The organism is Nostoc sp. CmiVER01, from assembly GCF_034531135.2.
Lineage (GTDB): Bacteria > Cyanobacteriota > Cyanobacteriia > Cyanobacteriales > Nostocaceae > Nostoc.
This window is the reverse complement of record NZ_JAVRBU020000004.1, coordinates 219,146-233,673: the sequence shown is the minus strand read 5'-3', so window position 1 is coordinate 233,673 and position 14,528 is coordinate 219,146. Positions and strand designations below refer to the sequence as shown.

General features: G+C 42.4%; 14 protein-coding genes. 6 read left to right on the top strand and 8 right to left on the bottom strand.

Annotated features, from left to right (window positions below):
* Positions 1-139: 139 nt before the first annotated feature.
* Complete coding sequence (locus RMZ43_RS08050) at positions 140-2,584, bottom strand: PAS domain-containing protein (RefSeq protein ID WP_322653827.1); 2,445 nt, start codon at positions 2,582-2,584, stop codon at positions 140-142.
* A gap of 573 nt (positions 2,585-3,157) precedes the next feature.
* On the opposite strand from RMZ43_RS08050, the gene RMZ43_RS08045 reads away from it, so the two are divergent.
* Entirely contained in the window at positions 3,158-4,423 is a 1,266-nt protein-coding gene (locus RMZ43_RS08045; RefSeq protein ID WP_322651501.1) for a DUF4912 domain-containing protein, read from the top strand.
* A 96-nt stretch (positions 4,424-4,519) separates the two neighbouring features.
* Complete coding sequence (locus RMZ43_RS08040) at positions 4,520-5,446, top strand: phosphodiester glycosidase family protein (RefSeq protein ID WP_322651502.1); 927 nt, start codon at positions 4,520-4,522, stop codon at positions 5,444-5,446.
* Between the two features lie 16 nt (positions 5,447-5,462).
* Here the strand turns inward: RMZ43_RS08040 and RMZ43_RS08035 are convergent, their stop codons facing one another.
* Both RMZ43_RS08035 and RMZ43_RS08030 read right to left on the bottom strand, forming a co-directional pair.
* Positions 5,463-5,831, bottom strand: a complete 369-nt coding sequence (locus tag RMZ43_RS08035; protein ID WP_322651503.1) for a hypothetical protein — start codon at positions 5,829-5,831, stop codon at positions 5,463-5,465.
* A 604-nt stretch (positions 5,832-6,435) separates the two neighbouring features.
* Positions 6,436-7,764, bottom strand: a complete 1,329-nt coding sequence (locus tag RMZ43_RS08030; RefSeq protein ID WP_322653828.1) for an ABC transporter ATP-binding protein — start codon at positions 7,762-7,764, stop codon at positions 6,436-6,438.
* A gap of 176 nt (positions 7,765-7,940) precedes the next feature.
* Between RMZ43_RS08030 and RMZ43_RS08025 the strand changes: the two genes are divergently transcribed.
* The 3 genes from RMZ43_RS08025 to RMZ43_RS08015 all read left to right on the top strand — a co-directional run bounded on the left by RMZ43_RS08025 (position 7,941) and on the right by RMZ43_RS08015 (position 10,065).
* The gene (locus RMZ43_RS08025) at positions 7,941-9,197 is read left to right on the top strand and encodes an FAD-dependent oxidoreductase (protein ID WP_322653829.1); all 1,257 of its coding nucleotides are present in this window, start codon (positions 7,941-7,943) and stop codon (positions 9,195-9,197) included.
* Between the two features lie 3 nt (positions 9,198-9,200).
* A complete protein-coding gene (locus RMZ43_RS08020; RefSeq protein ID WP_322653830.1) occupies positions 9,201-9,341 on the top strand; it encodes a hypothetical protein in 141 nt (46 codons plus the stop codon).
* A 151-nt stretch (positions 9,342-9,492) separates the two neighbouring features.
* On the top strand, positions 9,493-10,065 hold the full coding sequence (locus RMZ43_RS08015; protein WP_322651506.1) for a single-stranded DNA-binding protein: 573 nt from the start codon (positions 9,493-9,495) through the stop codon (positions 10,063-10,065).
* A gap of 211 nt (positions 10,066-10,276) precedes the next feature.
* Here the strand turns inward: RMZ43_RS08015 and RMZ43_RS08010 are convergent, their stop codons facing one another.
* From RMZ43_RS08010 to RMZ43_RS08000, 3 genes are all read right to left on the bottom strand, one after another.
* A complete protein-coding gene (locus RMZ43_RS08010; protein ID WP_322651510.1) occupies positions 10,277-10,558 on the bottom strand; it encodes a type II toxin-antitoxin system RelE/ParE family toxin in 282 nt (93 codons plus the stop codon).
* Complete coding sequence (locus RMZ43_RS08005) at positions 10,539-10,769, bottom strand: hypothetical protein (protein ID WP_099100473.1); 231 nt, start codon at positions 10,767-10,769, stop codon at positions 10,539-10,541. The genes RMZ43_RS08010 and RMZ43_RS08005 overlap by 20 nt, the downstream gene beginning before the upstream one ends.
* 72 nt (positions 10,770-10,841) lie before the next feature.
* Entirely contained in the window at positions 10,842-10,964 is a 123-nt protein-coding gene (locus tag RMZ43_RS08000) for a hypothetical protein (protein WP_428850706.1), read from the bottom strand.
* Between the two features lie 306 nt (positions 10,965-11,270).
* Here RMZ43_RS08000 and RMZ43_RS07995 point away from each other — a divergent pair, with 306 nt between their 5' ends.
* A complete protein-coding gene (locus RMZ43_RS07995; protein ID WP_322651507.1) occupies positions 11,271-13,136 on the top strand; it encodes an ABC transporter ATP-binding protein in 1,866 nt (621 codons plus the stop codon).
* Between the two features lie 65 nt (positions 13,137-13,201).
* Here the strand turns inward: RMZ43_RS07995 and ureG are convergent, their stop codons facing one another.
* Both ureG and RMZ43_RS07985 read right to left on the bottom strand, forming a co-directional pair.
* On the bottom strand, positions 13,202-13,798 hold the full coding sequence (gene ureG, locus RMZ43_RS07990) for an urease accessory protein UreG (protein ID WP_100901384.1): 597 nt from the start codon (positions 13,796-13,798) through the stop codon (positions 13,202-13,204).
* A 165-nt stretch (positions 13,799-13,963) separates the two neighbouring features.
* Complete coding sequence (locus RMZ43_RS07985) at positions 13,964-14,452, bottom strand: cupin domain-containing protein (RefSeq protein ID WP_322651508.1); 489 nt, start codon at positions 14,450-14,452, stop codon at positions 13,964-13,966.
* Positions 14,453-14,528: the final 76 nt, after the last annotated feature.

Here is a 14,528-nt window from a genome sequence, read left to right as displayed (position 1 = left end):
TAGCCCGAAATAATCGAATCTCATTAATACTTAACATAATGACTAGTTTTTACAATGCATCAATCGACAAATTACAGAGCGCAGTTGTAGAATTAAGCTAATTTTGGGGTCTAATATTATCCCTCTCCAGAAATAAAAATCAAGAATGCGAATTCATTGACAATACGATCATAAATTTTGATCCTTGCCCAGGTATACTTTGGGCTGTGATATTTCCGTGATGACGCTCAATAATTTTCCGGCAGATAGCTAAACCTATGCCAGTACCTTCGTACTCAATGCTACTATGTAATCGTTGAAAAACATTGAAAATTCGATTAAGATATTTTTCTTCAAAACCAATACCATTATCTTCTACGATGATTTGACAAAGTTCAGAATGAGTAAGTATGTTATCTGCTTGATTGTTTAAAAATTGACTATAGATTTTGATAACAGGTGGTATATGTGGACGGTGGAATTTGAGGGCGTTACCAATGAGATTTTGCAGCAATTGACGCATCTGTAAAGGATCGGCTTCAATGGTGGGTAATTCCCCGATTTCTACACTTCCTTCAGTTTGTTGCACATAAAGTTCTAAATCAAACAATACCTCTTGGGCAATCTTTGTGAGATTTACTGATACAAAAGGTTGCGCTCTGGTAGTAACTCGTGAAAGTGTTAACAAGTCTTCAATTAATGTTTGCATTCTCGATGCAGCATTCTGCATTCGTTCTAGATAGTCACGTCCCTGTTCAGTTAACGTATCGCCACAGGTAGTTTTGAGGCGATCGCCAAAGCTTTTAATCTTACGTAGTGGCTCTTGCAGATCGTGGGAGGCGACAAATGCAAATTGTTTTAATTCTTCATTGGAACGGATAAGTTCTTGCCTCTGCCGAGTTTCTTGTTCTAGGATTAGGCTTTGAGCTGAGGCAATGCCTATTTGATCTGCCAGCTGTTGCAAAAGTTCAACTTCCCATTTAGTCCACTGGCGGGGATGGGCGCACTGATGGGCAATTAGTAGACCCCAAAGTTGATTTTTAATGAAAATGGGGACTACAAGATTGGCTCTAACAGCAAATCGTTGCAGTAATTCGACATGGCAAGGTTGGATATCAGCTTCTCGTATATCGTTAATGGAACTAATTCGTCCTTGACGATACTGCATAATGTAATCGTCACGAAAGCAAGGGTCGATAATTTGCTGCCCTAGAACAAAGGGTAAACCGGGAACTACTGCCTCTTGAACGGCAAGAAAAGAGCCATTTTGCTGTAAGCGCAAGATTAATACACGGTCAGCAAGCAGTAGCTTTTGTACCTCTATAACGCTGGTTTGCAGAATTTCATCAATTTGTAAAGACTGACGAATTTTCAGGGTGATATTAGCGAACAGTTGCGATCGCATATTTTGGCGTTCTAATTCTGCTTGTACCTGATTGCGCTCACGCTGGGCAGCTTGGCGTTCCGTAATATCCATCATCGCGCCCATCATCCGCACTGGCTTACCTGTCTGGTCATGAACGACATAGCCGCGATCAAACATGTAAGCATAAGAACCATCGCTGCGGCGAAAGCGATATTCATTTAACCAGAATTTTTTACCGCTATCTATAAGTGCCCGTGCTTGGGTGGCGATTCTCTTCCTGTCATCTGGATGTATATGTTCACTCCACCAATGGGCGGTGAATGTTATTTGTTCTTTTGAGTAACCAAAAAGTGTTTGTAAAGCTTCATTCCACCACACCTCATTAGTCAGCAAATCCCAGTCCCATAAAATATCATTGGTAGCACGGGCGACTATTTGAAAACGTTCTTCACTCTGACGCAGTTGTTCTTCTGCCTGTTTGCGTTCAGTGATGTCTGTATAGCAACTTGTCATCCGCACGACATTATCATCTTCATCCCATACTACCTGACCGCGATCCAAAACCCATTTATAGGTGTCATCTTTACACCGGACTCGAAATTCGATGTCGTATTTGACTCGATCCTGAATAGCTTGCTGATGCGATCGCCTCACGAAATCGCGATCGTGGGGATGAATACAGCTAATGAAAGCTTGATATGTGTAGTTGAAAGTCCCTTTCTCTAAGCCAAAAAGCGCTTCCAAATTATCTGAACAAGTAATTTTGTGCGTTAGCAGATCCCAGTTCCAAATGGCCACGCCAGCCGCGTCTAATGCTATCCTGAGTTGAGTTTCTCGTGCAGTTTGCTGTCGTAATTCCTGCACAGCCTGACTAGCTCCCAGAATCCGGCGTAATCTTTGACGTAATATTAGCCATTGAATCGGCTTGGTAATAAAATCAGTTGCACCTACAGCAAAAGCTCTCTCTACGGTTTCCTGATCATCAAAATCCGTAATCATTAACACTGGTGTATTCTTGCCATCGGGAAGTGCTTGCAGTTGAACACAGCAACTAAACCCATCCATCACTGGCATCATGGCATCCAACAGTACTATCTCTGGGTGCAGACGAGTATAGGTAGCGATCGCCTCTAACCCATTACTCGCTTCTACCACCTGATATCCTGCTTGTGTCAATTGCTCACACAGCTGCGATCGCATTAAATCGTCGTCGTCTACAACTAGAATCAGGTTAGTCATTTATTCCTTGTTCTTTCTGATTAAGTAATGACTGAATCATAGCGATCGCACCTTCCTTTTGTATGCAATACACCCCGGAGAAGTTTTGAATCTTACTCCCCATCCCTTGCAGGGAAGGGGCTGGGGGTTAGGTCTGTATTCGACTCAACCTAGAAACCCTATAGTGGTGGTTTCAATGCCCAAAGCACAATGTCATGAAAAATTGACATTATTACTATTGCTCAACATCTAAGCAGCGACTAATGTCATGAAATTATGACAAAACGATCCCAGAAGGGCTTGTAAATTCGTAAAACAGGCAAAAAAGCTATTAAGACCCCTTGATCCCTAGATATGCTTAGTGGTTAATATTGACTTAACAGATAGAACTTCCTCGATCCCAAAGAAATGCTAATGGCATAACTAAGGAATTGATTGGATGTTACCCCAATTTAAAAACAGACTAAAAAACCTTAAAAACTGGGCAAAACCAGAAGTCAGGATAAGAAATTCATCTGGAGTGGATGACATTTTACATAGCATTCTTTAACCAGGGGAAATCATTTACCGCTTAAACTACTGGAGGCCAAAATAATGGCAAAAGAACGCCCGCCCCTAGAGGAGATGACCTTACGCCAACTACGCAAAGTTGCTAGCGAATATAGCATCTCTCGGTATAGCCGAATGCGTAAATCACAATTACTGGCATCAATTCAAGAAGTCCAGCGCAGTAAAAATTTACTTAGTCCATCTCGTTCATTGGAGGCACAGGAAACCGTGGAAGCTGCAAAGTTTGAATTAGGTCAGGAAGATCGAACTGGTGGATCTTTGGCTGATGTTGATGAAGGACTCGCAGATTTGCCCTCTGGCTATGGTGAAAGCCGGATTGTCCTCTTACCACGCGATCCTCAGTGGGCTTACACTTACTGGGATATTCCCAATGAGCACAAAGAAGAACTGCGTAGGCAAGGGGGACAACAACTTGCACTACGAATTTATGATGTCACCGACATCAATATCGAATACCAAAGCCCCCACAGCATTCAAGAATATCCTGCTGATGAACTAGCTAGAGAATGGTATCTACCAGTTCCAGTTAGCGATCGCGATTATGTGATAGATATCGGCTATCGTGCTGCTGATGGTCGCTGGTTGGTACTTGCTCGTTCTGCTAGAGTACACATTCCTCCCGTTTATCCTTCTGACTGGATTGAAGATGTTTTCATCACTGTTAACTTTGAAGAAGATTTGCGTAGTAAGACTCAATACGAACTAGTTCCCCCAGCCAAGAAGGTTGCAGCTACCGCCAATGGTAATGCTGCTGTTGTCAATGGTAACGGCAACCCTATCTACGACCAAATCTTTGGTTTAGCAGAATCTGCCGAATCACTACGGGTTGCTGGTTCTATCTTCGGTTCCCAGCACCAAGTACCAGGAGCAGCGCGTCCTGAACAAGCTATTAGCTCTTACGTTTTCCCATCTGGTGTGGGTATGTGGGCAGTTCCTACCGTGTCAGGCTTAACCGCTTCCGGTGCAGGAATGTCAGGTGTTGGCTTCTCGGCTTCCGCCGTACCAGTGCGTCCGCGCCAGTTCTGGTTAATTGCCGATGCTGAGTTGATAGTCTACGGTGCAACCGAACCAGATGCTACCGTAACCATTGGCGGCCGTCCAATTCAGCTAAATCCAGATGGAACATTCCGCTTCCAGATGTCCTTCCAGGATGGTTTAATTGACTATCCGATTTTGGCTGTAGCTGCTGATGGTGAGCAAACCCGGTCAATTCAGATGAAATTTAATCGTGAGACACCATCTAGAAATACCAACACCAAAGAAGAAGCTGTTTTAGAATGGTTCTCTTAAGTTTTGGTTTCAAACAACCTCTGAGATAAACTCCAGACTGAAATTTTAAATTATTCCCCGCTATAGTAATTCTGTAGCGGTTTTTTTGCATTAGTTATGTATACAAAAAAATTATTTTTGTTATTTATCTTGATAATTGGCGCAACCTTATTATCAGGTTGTCAAGAGATTGAGGCGAATTCAGCCCCAAAAGCATCAAAAACTTGCCCTGGTAAAGATGCTAAGTTCAGCATCGATTTTTTTAAAACCAATAATCAAGGTAAAAGAAATCAAAGAGGTATTAACAATGTGATTATTTTCAATCCTAAATCAGCAGAGTTAGATTTCAAAGTTAATGTTGGTCTATCTCATAAACTCTACGCCAAAGATGCTAGAGGGAAACTGCGTAAAGAATATGTACCAAAACAGTTTCGTGAACTCATTGGCGATGAGAATGCCAAATTAAACGGACAGCTACCCATTGCCGCAATTAATGCTGACTATATAGGTACTGATGATAAACCACAGGGCTTAAATATTTCTCGTGGTGTCGAGTATTCCGGAGTATTTAAAAATAAGCGTTCTTCCTTTGGGATATCAGGGGGTACACCTAATCAGCGACAGGCTACTATCCAAGCTGGTAGAAGAAAAAGTGATATTCTCAATTACAATTTAGTGGGTGGTAATGGCAGATTCTATCGTCAGGGTAAATTTAAAGATATTTGTCAAGATTTAGGAGAATTTGCTTGTAAAAATGCTAAAAATCGCTCTATGGCAGCTATTACTAATCAAGGCTATGTAATTTTATTAGTTAATGACTTGAAAGCTAATTCAGATATTGAATTATCTCAAGTTAATCAAGAGTTACTGCCAGACATGTTTGATAATGTCTTAGAAGGTATTGCTAACAATAACTGTTTAGGTAAGATTCAAGAAGCGATATTATTTGATGGCGGTATGTCTCCAGGATTGTATTATAATCAGAAAACTTATGTAGAAAACCTTGGGCCGATTGGCTCAGTTTTTTTGATTTACAAAAAATAAAAATAATCACTCAATTTTATAGTACTGACTCTTTAACTTTTTGCGAATTCTCAAGTTTGTTTGGATTCACCCAACGATTGACAATTTCGTGATTATGTTTATACACCTTGATTTGCACTTGCTTGGAACTTAACTTGACTACTTCGGCGGGAATTCTTTGGACATCGCTAGAATCTGCGCGAGGTTTGTAAAGCCAAATCACTTTTTGCCCTACTTGAAAGTAGTCAGAATTACTAGTTAAAGACGGCGCTTTGTCTGCCCAAGAAGGGAAAGCAATTGCTAAGTTTATCAACAGTACTAAAACCACTAGAGTGATTTGGAAAAGTTTCATGATCATTGCACTTGTCTTGGGTATGGTAGGATAATCAATCTCCTGATTTAGCATTTAATTATTGTTCTCCTTTATTTTCTTAAAGTCTCTTTGGGAAATTTAGTTAGCATTAGTTTGCTGTTTGAATGCTGGCAAGACACCTAAATTTGATACCACTAATACCACAAGGCGGAAGTCAAAAGAATTGTATTCCATGCTCTTGCGCCATTTGAAATGGTGAACCAGCGCTGCGGGAGGGTTTCCAACGCCAGATGCTCCACTTGGGGAGACCCCAAGACCGCACTGGCTCCTTTGCAGGCGACTGGTGTTAGCGTAGCAGTAGCGAGGAACGAGCGTCCGTAGGAGCGTCACCCGAAGGGTATGTTTCTTTTTGCCGTGTTGTAATAGAGATTTACAAAGTTAATTACTGAGTCAAAGACTAGTATTAATCGCAAGCCAAGTTTATATTTGTTCAAAGTGCAAATCTCTGCTAGTTTCAGCATAAATTGATTGATGCAATAAAAGCAAATAGTCTTATTTGTTAAAAGGATAAATTAAATTTATTATAAAATTTGTGATGCTCTGCCTTGAGATTGCAATCTGAAACAACTGCTCTCAATTCTGATTTTTTTGTCCCTTTGCGGAAGGTGGGTTAGATTCTTTCTCTCCTACTCACACTTTAGGGAAATATTGCTAGCTCAGTTTCCGGGTCAAAAAAGTGAATTTTCTCTGGAGTTAGCGATAACCATAGTTGCTCACCAGGTTGTACAAATCGGTCTGGTGGTATTCGCACTTGTAAGTAATTGGTAGTGGCTCTTTGAGATCCCGGTTCAGCAATCTTAACTGCGAGAAAAGAATCGTTACCGAGATTCTCTACCAAATCTACTTGCACTGGTATATTTTTAGTAGCAGGCATACTCAAGTTCAAGTGTTCTGGGCGAATGCCTAAAATTAGAGCTTTTCGATCATATTTTTGTAAAGCTCTTCCCCAAACTTCTGGGAGTGTGAAACGAAACTGGGAATAAGTAATCGACTGTGGAGCATGAAATTCTACAGGAATAAAATTCATCGGTGGTGAACCAATGAACTCTGCGACAAAAAGATTGGCTGGGCGATTGTAAAGTTCTAAGGGAGAAGCAACTTGCTGAATTTTACCCTCAGACATAATCGCAATGCGATCGCCCATTGTCATCGCTTCTGTTTGATCATGGGTAACGTAAATTGTTGTTGTCCCCAGTTGGCGCTGCAATTTGACAATTTGAGCGCGGGTTTCCGCCCGCAGTTTGGCATCTAAGTTAGAAAGCGGTTCATCCATTAAGAATACTTGCGGGTCACGCGCGATCGCTCTTCCTAATGCAACTCGTTGTCTTTGTCCCCCAGATAGCTGTTTGGGTAAGCGATTCAGCAATGTTTCGATTTGCAATAGTTGGGCAACACTACGCACCTGTTCATCCACCGCCCGTTCTTTATCAGAAATGTAGCGCAGTCCTTTCGGTAACTTTCTTGTCGCACTCACGAAGAGATTTTCTGCCCACGTCCGAAGATAAGGAGATGAGGGAGTAATTTCCCCCCCTGCTTCCTCTGCTCCCCCTGCTCCCCCTGCTCTCCCAAAGCGGCGGCGTAACCCAAAAGCGATGTTGTCGTACACCGTCATGTGGGGATAGAGGGCGTAATTTTGAAATACCATTGCGATGTCGCGTTCTTTGGGTGGTAGGTCATTGATCAAGCGATCGCCTATCCAGATATTACCGCCAGTCATCCCTTCTAAACCAGCGATTAAGCGCAGCAGGGTACTTTTACCACAACCAGAAGGGCCTACCAGCACCATAAACTCGCCATCTGCGATCGTCAGATTAATCCGCCGCAAGACGTTGACACTTCCCCCACGTTCTTGGGGTGCATCAGTTTTCTCCCCAGGCGTGAGTGGGGATTGAGTTTGTGAAGTAACACCTTCCCCTTTACGCGGGGAAAAACTTTTATAAACGTTTTCTAAAATAACTTGGGACACAACTAATTATTTTCATTGGGGATTGGGCATCGGGCATTGGACTAATGACTAATGACCAATGACAGTTTAGCGCCAATCATAATACACGTTATGTGTAAATACGAAAAGTAAAAAAAACAGCTTGCAACATCAAAAGCAAACTATCCTGAATTTTAGGGCTATCAAGAGGTGTTGTTATGACTACCGATGTACCTAAAAATCTTTCCCAAGAACCAAGCATTAACCCTGTCCATGACATTGTAGATGCACAAACCACAGATTGTTGCATTGTGGGTGGGGGGCCAGCAGGAGCAGTTTTGGCGCTGTTGTTAGCGCGTCAAGGCATTTCGGTGATGGTGCTGGAAGCACACAAAGATTTTGATCGCGACTTTCGCGGCGATACGATTCATCCATCGGTGATGGAAATTATGGAAGAATTGGGACTTAGCGATCGCTTGCTAAAACTTCCCCATGCCAAAATGCGCCAAATTAGGTTTAAAACTCCTGAAGATACTGTCACATTGGCAGATTTTAGCCATCTAAAAACCCATTACCCCTACATTACAATGCTTCCGCAAGTGAAATTCCTGGAGTTCATCACCCAAGAAGCACAAAAATATCCTAATTTTCATCTGGTAATGGGTGCGAATGTACAAGAATTAATTACGGAAAATGGCGTAATTCAAGGTGTCCGCTATCGGGGAGGCGGTGGCTGGCATGAAATCCGCGCAATAGTGACAGTGGGTGCAGATGGTCGCCACTCACGTTTGCGCCACCTGGGTGAGTTTGAGTCCATCGAAACCTCGCCACCAATGGATGTCCTCTGGTTCCGCCTACCCCGTCAGCCAGAAGACCCAGAGGGGGGAATGGGGCGCTTTGGTAAAGGTAAAATTATTGCCATGCTTGACCGTGGTGATGAGTGGCAAGTTGCCTATGTCATCCCCAAGGGAGGCTATCAACAACTGCGGTCTGCGGGTTTGGAGGAATTAAAAAAATCTTTTGTGGAAGTAGTGCCAGAATTCCAGCAACGCATCCAAAATTTACATGATTGGTCACAAATAGCTTTTCTCTCGGTCGAGTCCAGCCGCGTCAAACGCTGGTATCGTCCAGGTTTGTTACTTATTGGTGATGCTGCCCATATAATGTCCCCCGTTGGTGGAGTTGGCATTAATTACGCGATTCAAGATGCTGTAGTCGCAGCGAATGTACTCAGCAAACCGCTCAAAAACGGACAGGTACAACTTAGCGATCTAGCAAAAGTACAGCGTCAACGCGAGTTGCCCACACGCATCATTCAGGCGTTTCAAACTTTTATCCAAAAGCGGGTGTTTGCCCCTGTTCTTGCCTCAAATCGCACCTTTGTACCACCTGCGTTTTTGCGCTTACCCATATTGCGCGACCTTCCAGGCAGGTTGATTGCCTTGGGTGTTTTTCCAGTTCATGTGAAGACTTAATTTTTGGCAAAAACTTTTTATATTGAATGGATGGATGGTACAATTATACTACTCCAGACAGAATTCAATGCTCATTTAGTCAGGCGAAGGTGGAGAGCAGCATACTCTATGCTGTTCAAAGCGATCGCTTGGCTTTTATGCTAGAAAGGACTAAAAACTCAGAGTGGACGTAGAAAATTTGTTCAAACATTATTAAAAAATGCAAAAGATTAAACCTATCTAGATATTAATTGGCACTACATAGAAAAACCTTGTCTTTTGGAATCAGTACTTTTTGCAGTCAGGAGTAATTTTAATGAACAGCTGCGTTTTGATGGCAGAAATTATCAACGAACCGCAACTCCGCTATACAGCCGATAATCTGGGAGTCACGGAAATGCTGGTGCAGTTTCCTAATTCCCAGAAACCAGAAGATCCGCCAGCTACGTTGAAAGTTGTCGGCTGGGGGAATTTAGCGACAGAAATTCAGCAAAACTATCACCAAGGCGATCGCGTCATCCTGGTAGGACGTTTAAGCATGAATACTGTTGATCGTCAAGAAGGTTTTAAAGAAAAACGCGCTGAATTGACAGTACAACAAATTCAACCTGTTGGAGGTAGTTTTAATACTGATCCATTGCCCTCAGCAACCGTAACTCCATCATTCACTGAAACTGCTCCACGACAACCAGCAGCATCTCGTCCTGCACAGAAAGACGTTCCCAGTTACGAGTCACCACGTCCAGCGCCTACCCCAGCTACAAATCCTGTTGGCGTTGCTCCCCAAGCGAAAACTTATGAACCCGTACCCCAACCCACAAATTATGAGCGAACCACTTATCCAGCAGTGAAAGAGGAAGAACCAGATCCAGATGATATTCCGTTCTAAAGTTGGTGTGTATTCAATTTGCCTACATACTTAGCAAAAAGCATTACGATTAAATAATTTCTACAAATAGCCATCCTTGAGGATGTGCTATTTTTTTGTCTGCGTTGACGCTTTACGTCTTGTCGTGAGACATTGCTTAGTTTAGGTATCGAGCAGTTAGGGATAGAGAATTTTCTATCTAAATCCCAAGCTTCAGCCTCCATTTCACAATTTAATAAACTTCATCATGGCTGCCAACATCAATCAATAAAATAACCATTTCTAACAACTTATCATCCTCAGAGAAATTAAAGATAATTCTACAATCATAAGCAACAGAACAAGACCACAAACCCGCTAAATTTCCTGTTAACTTATAAGACTTCAAAGACGGTGTAAATGGATCATCTGCCAAAAGCCTTAATACATTAAAAATTTGATTCTTTAATTGCGGATTTTTCTTTGTAATCTTCTTAAAAGAGCGTTTAAATCCACTACTCCAGACAACTTCCATCATCATCTCCGAGTAAATCAGCGATCAAATCATCAACGCTTCCCCTATGAGCTGTCCCATCCTTAAAAGCCTGCATTACTTCCTGAGCATTAGCCAAAATTTCAACCCGCCGATTCTCAATTCGTTGCTGGCGAAGAAACTCAAATAAATACTCTCGATCTTCTGTGGGCAAACTTTCAATAGAATTAATAATTTCTTGTAAAGTCATCATAGAACCTCCTAATCAAGTAAATCCTACCTTTACTAACTCTATTTTAATCTCTAAATCTAAAGCCTCAGCTTCTTATATTTGGGCAGTTTCCGCAAAAATATGATAAGGTACTGGGCGCAGTGGCGGCAAATCTTTCTGGAGGGCAGAAGCAATCACAAAAATAAGAACAACCACTGCAAAAACATAACTCAGCATTGCAGACTGCCGATTGCTCCTTAACCAATTTACGGATTTGCTCTTTTGACTGTTTTATTCATGGTGGCAAGTTTCTGTGGTTAATGCTGTTATGTAAAGACTGGAACCTGAAAAGCGAGGAAACCATGAGCCGCTCGCAATTTGCAGAGATCACAAGCAGTTCTATATCGCAAATGCATGTATATTATGGAAGTATGCGATGTCAGAAAAATTGCCAAAGACTGTAAAAAGCAAATTTACCGACACATACATCAAAACTATTGTTAAAATCAAATAATTTTAAGTTAATATTTCTACCTAACTCCTATGAGAGAAACTGTCCTAGAGGTTCGCAATCTCCAAGTTGAATTTCCCGGTGATGGCAATACTGTCAGAGCTTTGGATGGTATTTCCTTTGGGTTGCATCGAGGTGAAACTCTAGGAATAGTAGGAGAATCGGGGAGTGGTAAATCAGTGACAGCTCTAGCTGTGATGGGTTTGTTGCAAAGTCCCGGTATAGTGACTGGCGGTGAAATCTGGTTTCGTCCCCAGGAGAATGTCAATGCCATCGATTTGGTAACATTGCCTCCTGAGCAAATGCAGTTACACCGGGGTGGCGACATCGCCATGATTTTTCAAGAACCGATGAGTTCGCTTAATCCAGTTTATAATATCGGGTTTCAGCTAACAGAAGCGATTATGCGGCATCAAAATGTGTCAGCAGCCCAAGCACGACAAATTGCGATCGCAGGTCTACAAGAGGTTAAACTTCTACCTAGCGATGAGGAGATCCAGCAGCAGTATATCAAAACTTCATCGAAACCAGAACCATCAAAGTTGTCACAGTTGCTTAAAGAACACAAAGAAGCCATGCTAGAACGCTACCCTCATGAACTTTCTGGGGGTCAGTTGCAACGGGTAATGATTGCAATGGCAATTTCTTGCAACCCATTAATCTTAATTGCCGATGAACCAACCACAGCTTTGGATGTGACAGTGCAAGCTACAATTTTGGACTTGTTGCGAGAATTGCAGCAAAGCCGTGACATGGCAATGATTTTCATCACCCACGACTTGGGGCTAATTTCAGAAATTGCTGACCAAGTAGCGGTGATGTATAAAGGTAAGGTTGTCGAATCTGGTACTTCCGAGCAAATTTTCAGCAGTCCCCAGCATCCATATACTAAAGGTTTGATAGCTTGTCGCCCCACACTTAACCGCCGTCCCCAAAAATTACTTACCGTTTCTGACTACATGAGTGCAGAAGAGACAGCAACTGGACAAGTAGTAATTCAGCCGAAAGAACCTGCACAACCCACAGAAGTCACCACTGAAGAGATTGCTGCAAGATTGGCAAACTTCAATCACAAGGAACCCTTACTGCAAATCCGTAACCTGAAAGTTGGTTTTCCAGTGCGCGGGGTGTTCGGTGGGACAAAACGCTACAATATGGCGGTTAATGGCGTTTCTTTTGATGTCAAACCAGGAGAAACACTAGGTTTAGTGGGAGAATCTGGTTGCGGTAAAACCACCCTTGGCAGAACCTTGCTGCGATTAATTGAACCAATGAGTGGTCAGATTATCTTTGAGAAACAAGATATTACTAGCCTCAAAGGAGAACGGTTGCAAAAATTGCGGCGGGAAATGCAAATAGTTTTCCAAAATCCTTTTAGTTCCCTCGACCCACGGATGAAGGTTGGGGATGCGGTGATGGAACCATTGTTAATTCACGCCGTGGGTAAGACAAAGCAACAACGACGCCAACGAGTAGTCGAACTCTTAGAACGGGTGGGGTTGAGTGCAGATGCAATTAACCGCTATCCTCATCAGTTTTCTGGCGGTCAACGCCAACGGATTTGTATAGCTCGTTCTTTGGCGTTAAATCCTAAGTTTATCATCTGCGATGAGTCAGTTTCAGCACTGGATGTTTCAGTACAGGCGCAGGTATTAAATCTTCTCAAAGAATTACAGTCAGATTTTCAGCTTACTTATATCTTTATTTCTCACGATTTAAGTGTAGTGAAATTTATGAGCGATCGCATTTTAGTTATGAATCGCGGTCAAATTGTTGAAGAAGGCACAGCCGAAAGCATTTACCAAAAACCTAAAGAGGAATACACGCAAAAATTAATTGCTGCGATTCCTACTGGTAGTGCTGAACGGGTGCGAAGTCGGCATCTGAAGGCTTTATAGAAAGGGCGGCTATAAACCGCGTTTACACGAGACTTTACCCACCTCCGTGGGTTATAAAATTCTTTTTAACAGATATTTGTGCAAACAAAGTTAATTACATCTGCAAGTCCTGACTGAGTTTTTAAATTAGTAAAAATAAAAGGTTTATCACCGCGCATTTTTTTAGCGTCTCGTTCCATCACACTTAAATCTGCACCAACATAAGGTGCTAAGTCAGTTTTATTAATCACCAACAAATCAGATTTAGTAATACCAGGGCCACCCTTGCGGGGAATTTTATCACCAGCCGCAACATCAATGACGTAAATCGTTAAATCCACCAATTCGGGACTAAAGGTAGCAGCTAAATTATCACCGCCACTTTCCAAAAATACCAAATCCAAATCGATAAAACGTTCCTCTAACTGTTCAATTGCCGCCAAATTCATCGAAGCATCTTCGCGGATGGCAGTATGGGGACAACCGCCAGTCTCTACACCCAAAATGCGATCGCTTGCCAACGCCTGAGAACGCACTAAAAACTGAGCATCCTCCTGAGTGTAAATGTCATTCGTCACCACTGCAATCTGATACTGCTCGCGCAATCCTTTGCACAAAGCATCCACCAAAGCCGTTTTCCCCGACCCCACTGGCCCAGCAACCCCTACTCGAAATGCATTCATTGTCATTTGTTATTTGTCCTTGATACAGTTTCTCCAGGTAAGCAGAGAAATTTTCGGCTTGTTTGAGATTACAGTCAGTAAACACTTTTGACTAATGACGGTCTACACGGAAAATAGTGCAATATATAGGCGCGTTAGCTTAGTTTTACGGTGAGTCCTCGTGTTTCATTGCTCAGAAGGCGGAATAATCTCGATGCCGTACTTAGGTGAAGTGGTGAGGATTTTATCTAAGTCTTCAGAACTTAATGGTGGGGCAGATGTAATTTGACCATTCACCGCCTTTCCAACTTCGGCAATAAATTTTTCAAATCCAGCAGGTGTCACCCAAACCAACAGTTTGGCAGGTACAGAGGTCGTATTAGTAAATCGATGAAGCTGACCTTTGGGTGAATAGAGAAAGGTTCCGGCTGTTGCAACAAGGGTGCGATCGTCAAGCTGGAATTCAATCTCTCCGTCTTGAACATAGAATGATTCATTTTCTCGGCTGTGCCGATGGGGAGGAGCACCACCTTGAGGTGCAACAATTACCTCACAAAGTGCGTAAGCTTCTCCTGTCTCCTCACCAATTGCTTTGAAGGTATAAAGGTCTTGGCCAAAGTAGTAAGAACGTCCTTCATCTGCTTGAACAACAAGTCCGTTTTGATTAATTGTCATTGCAATTACTCTCCTTTTTTAGTTGGGTTTTGTGCCTAAAGCTCGTTTACACAAACTCTATATTTAACTCCATTTA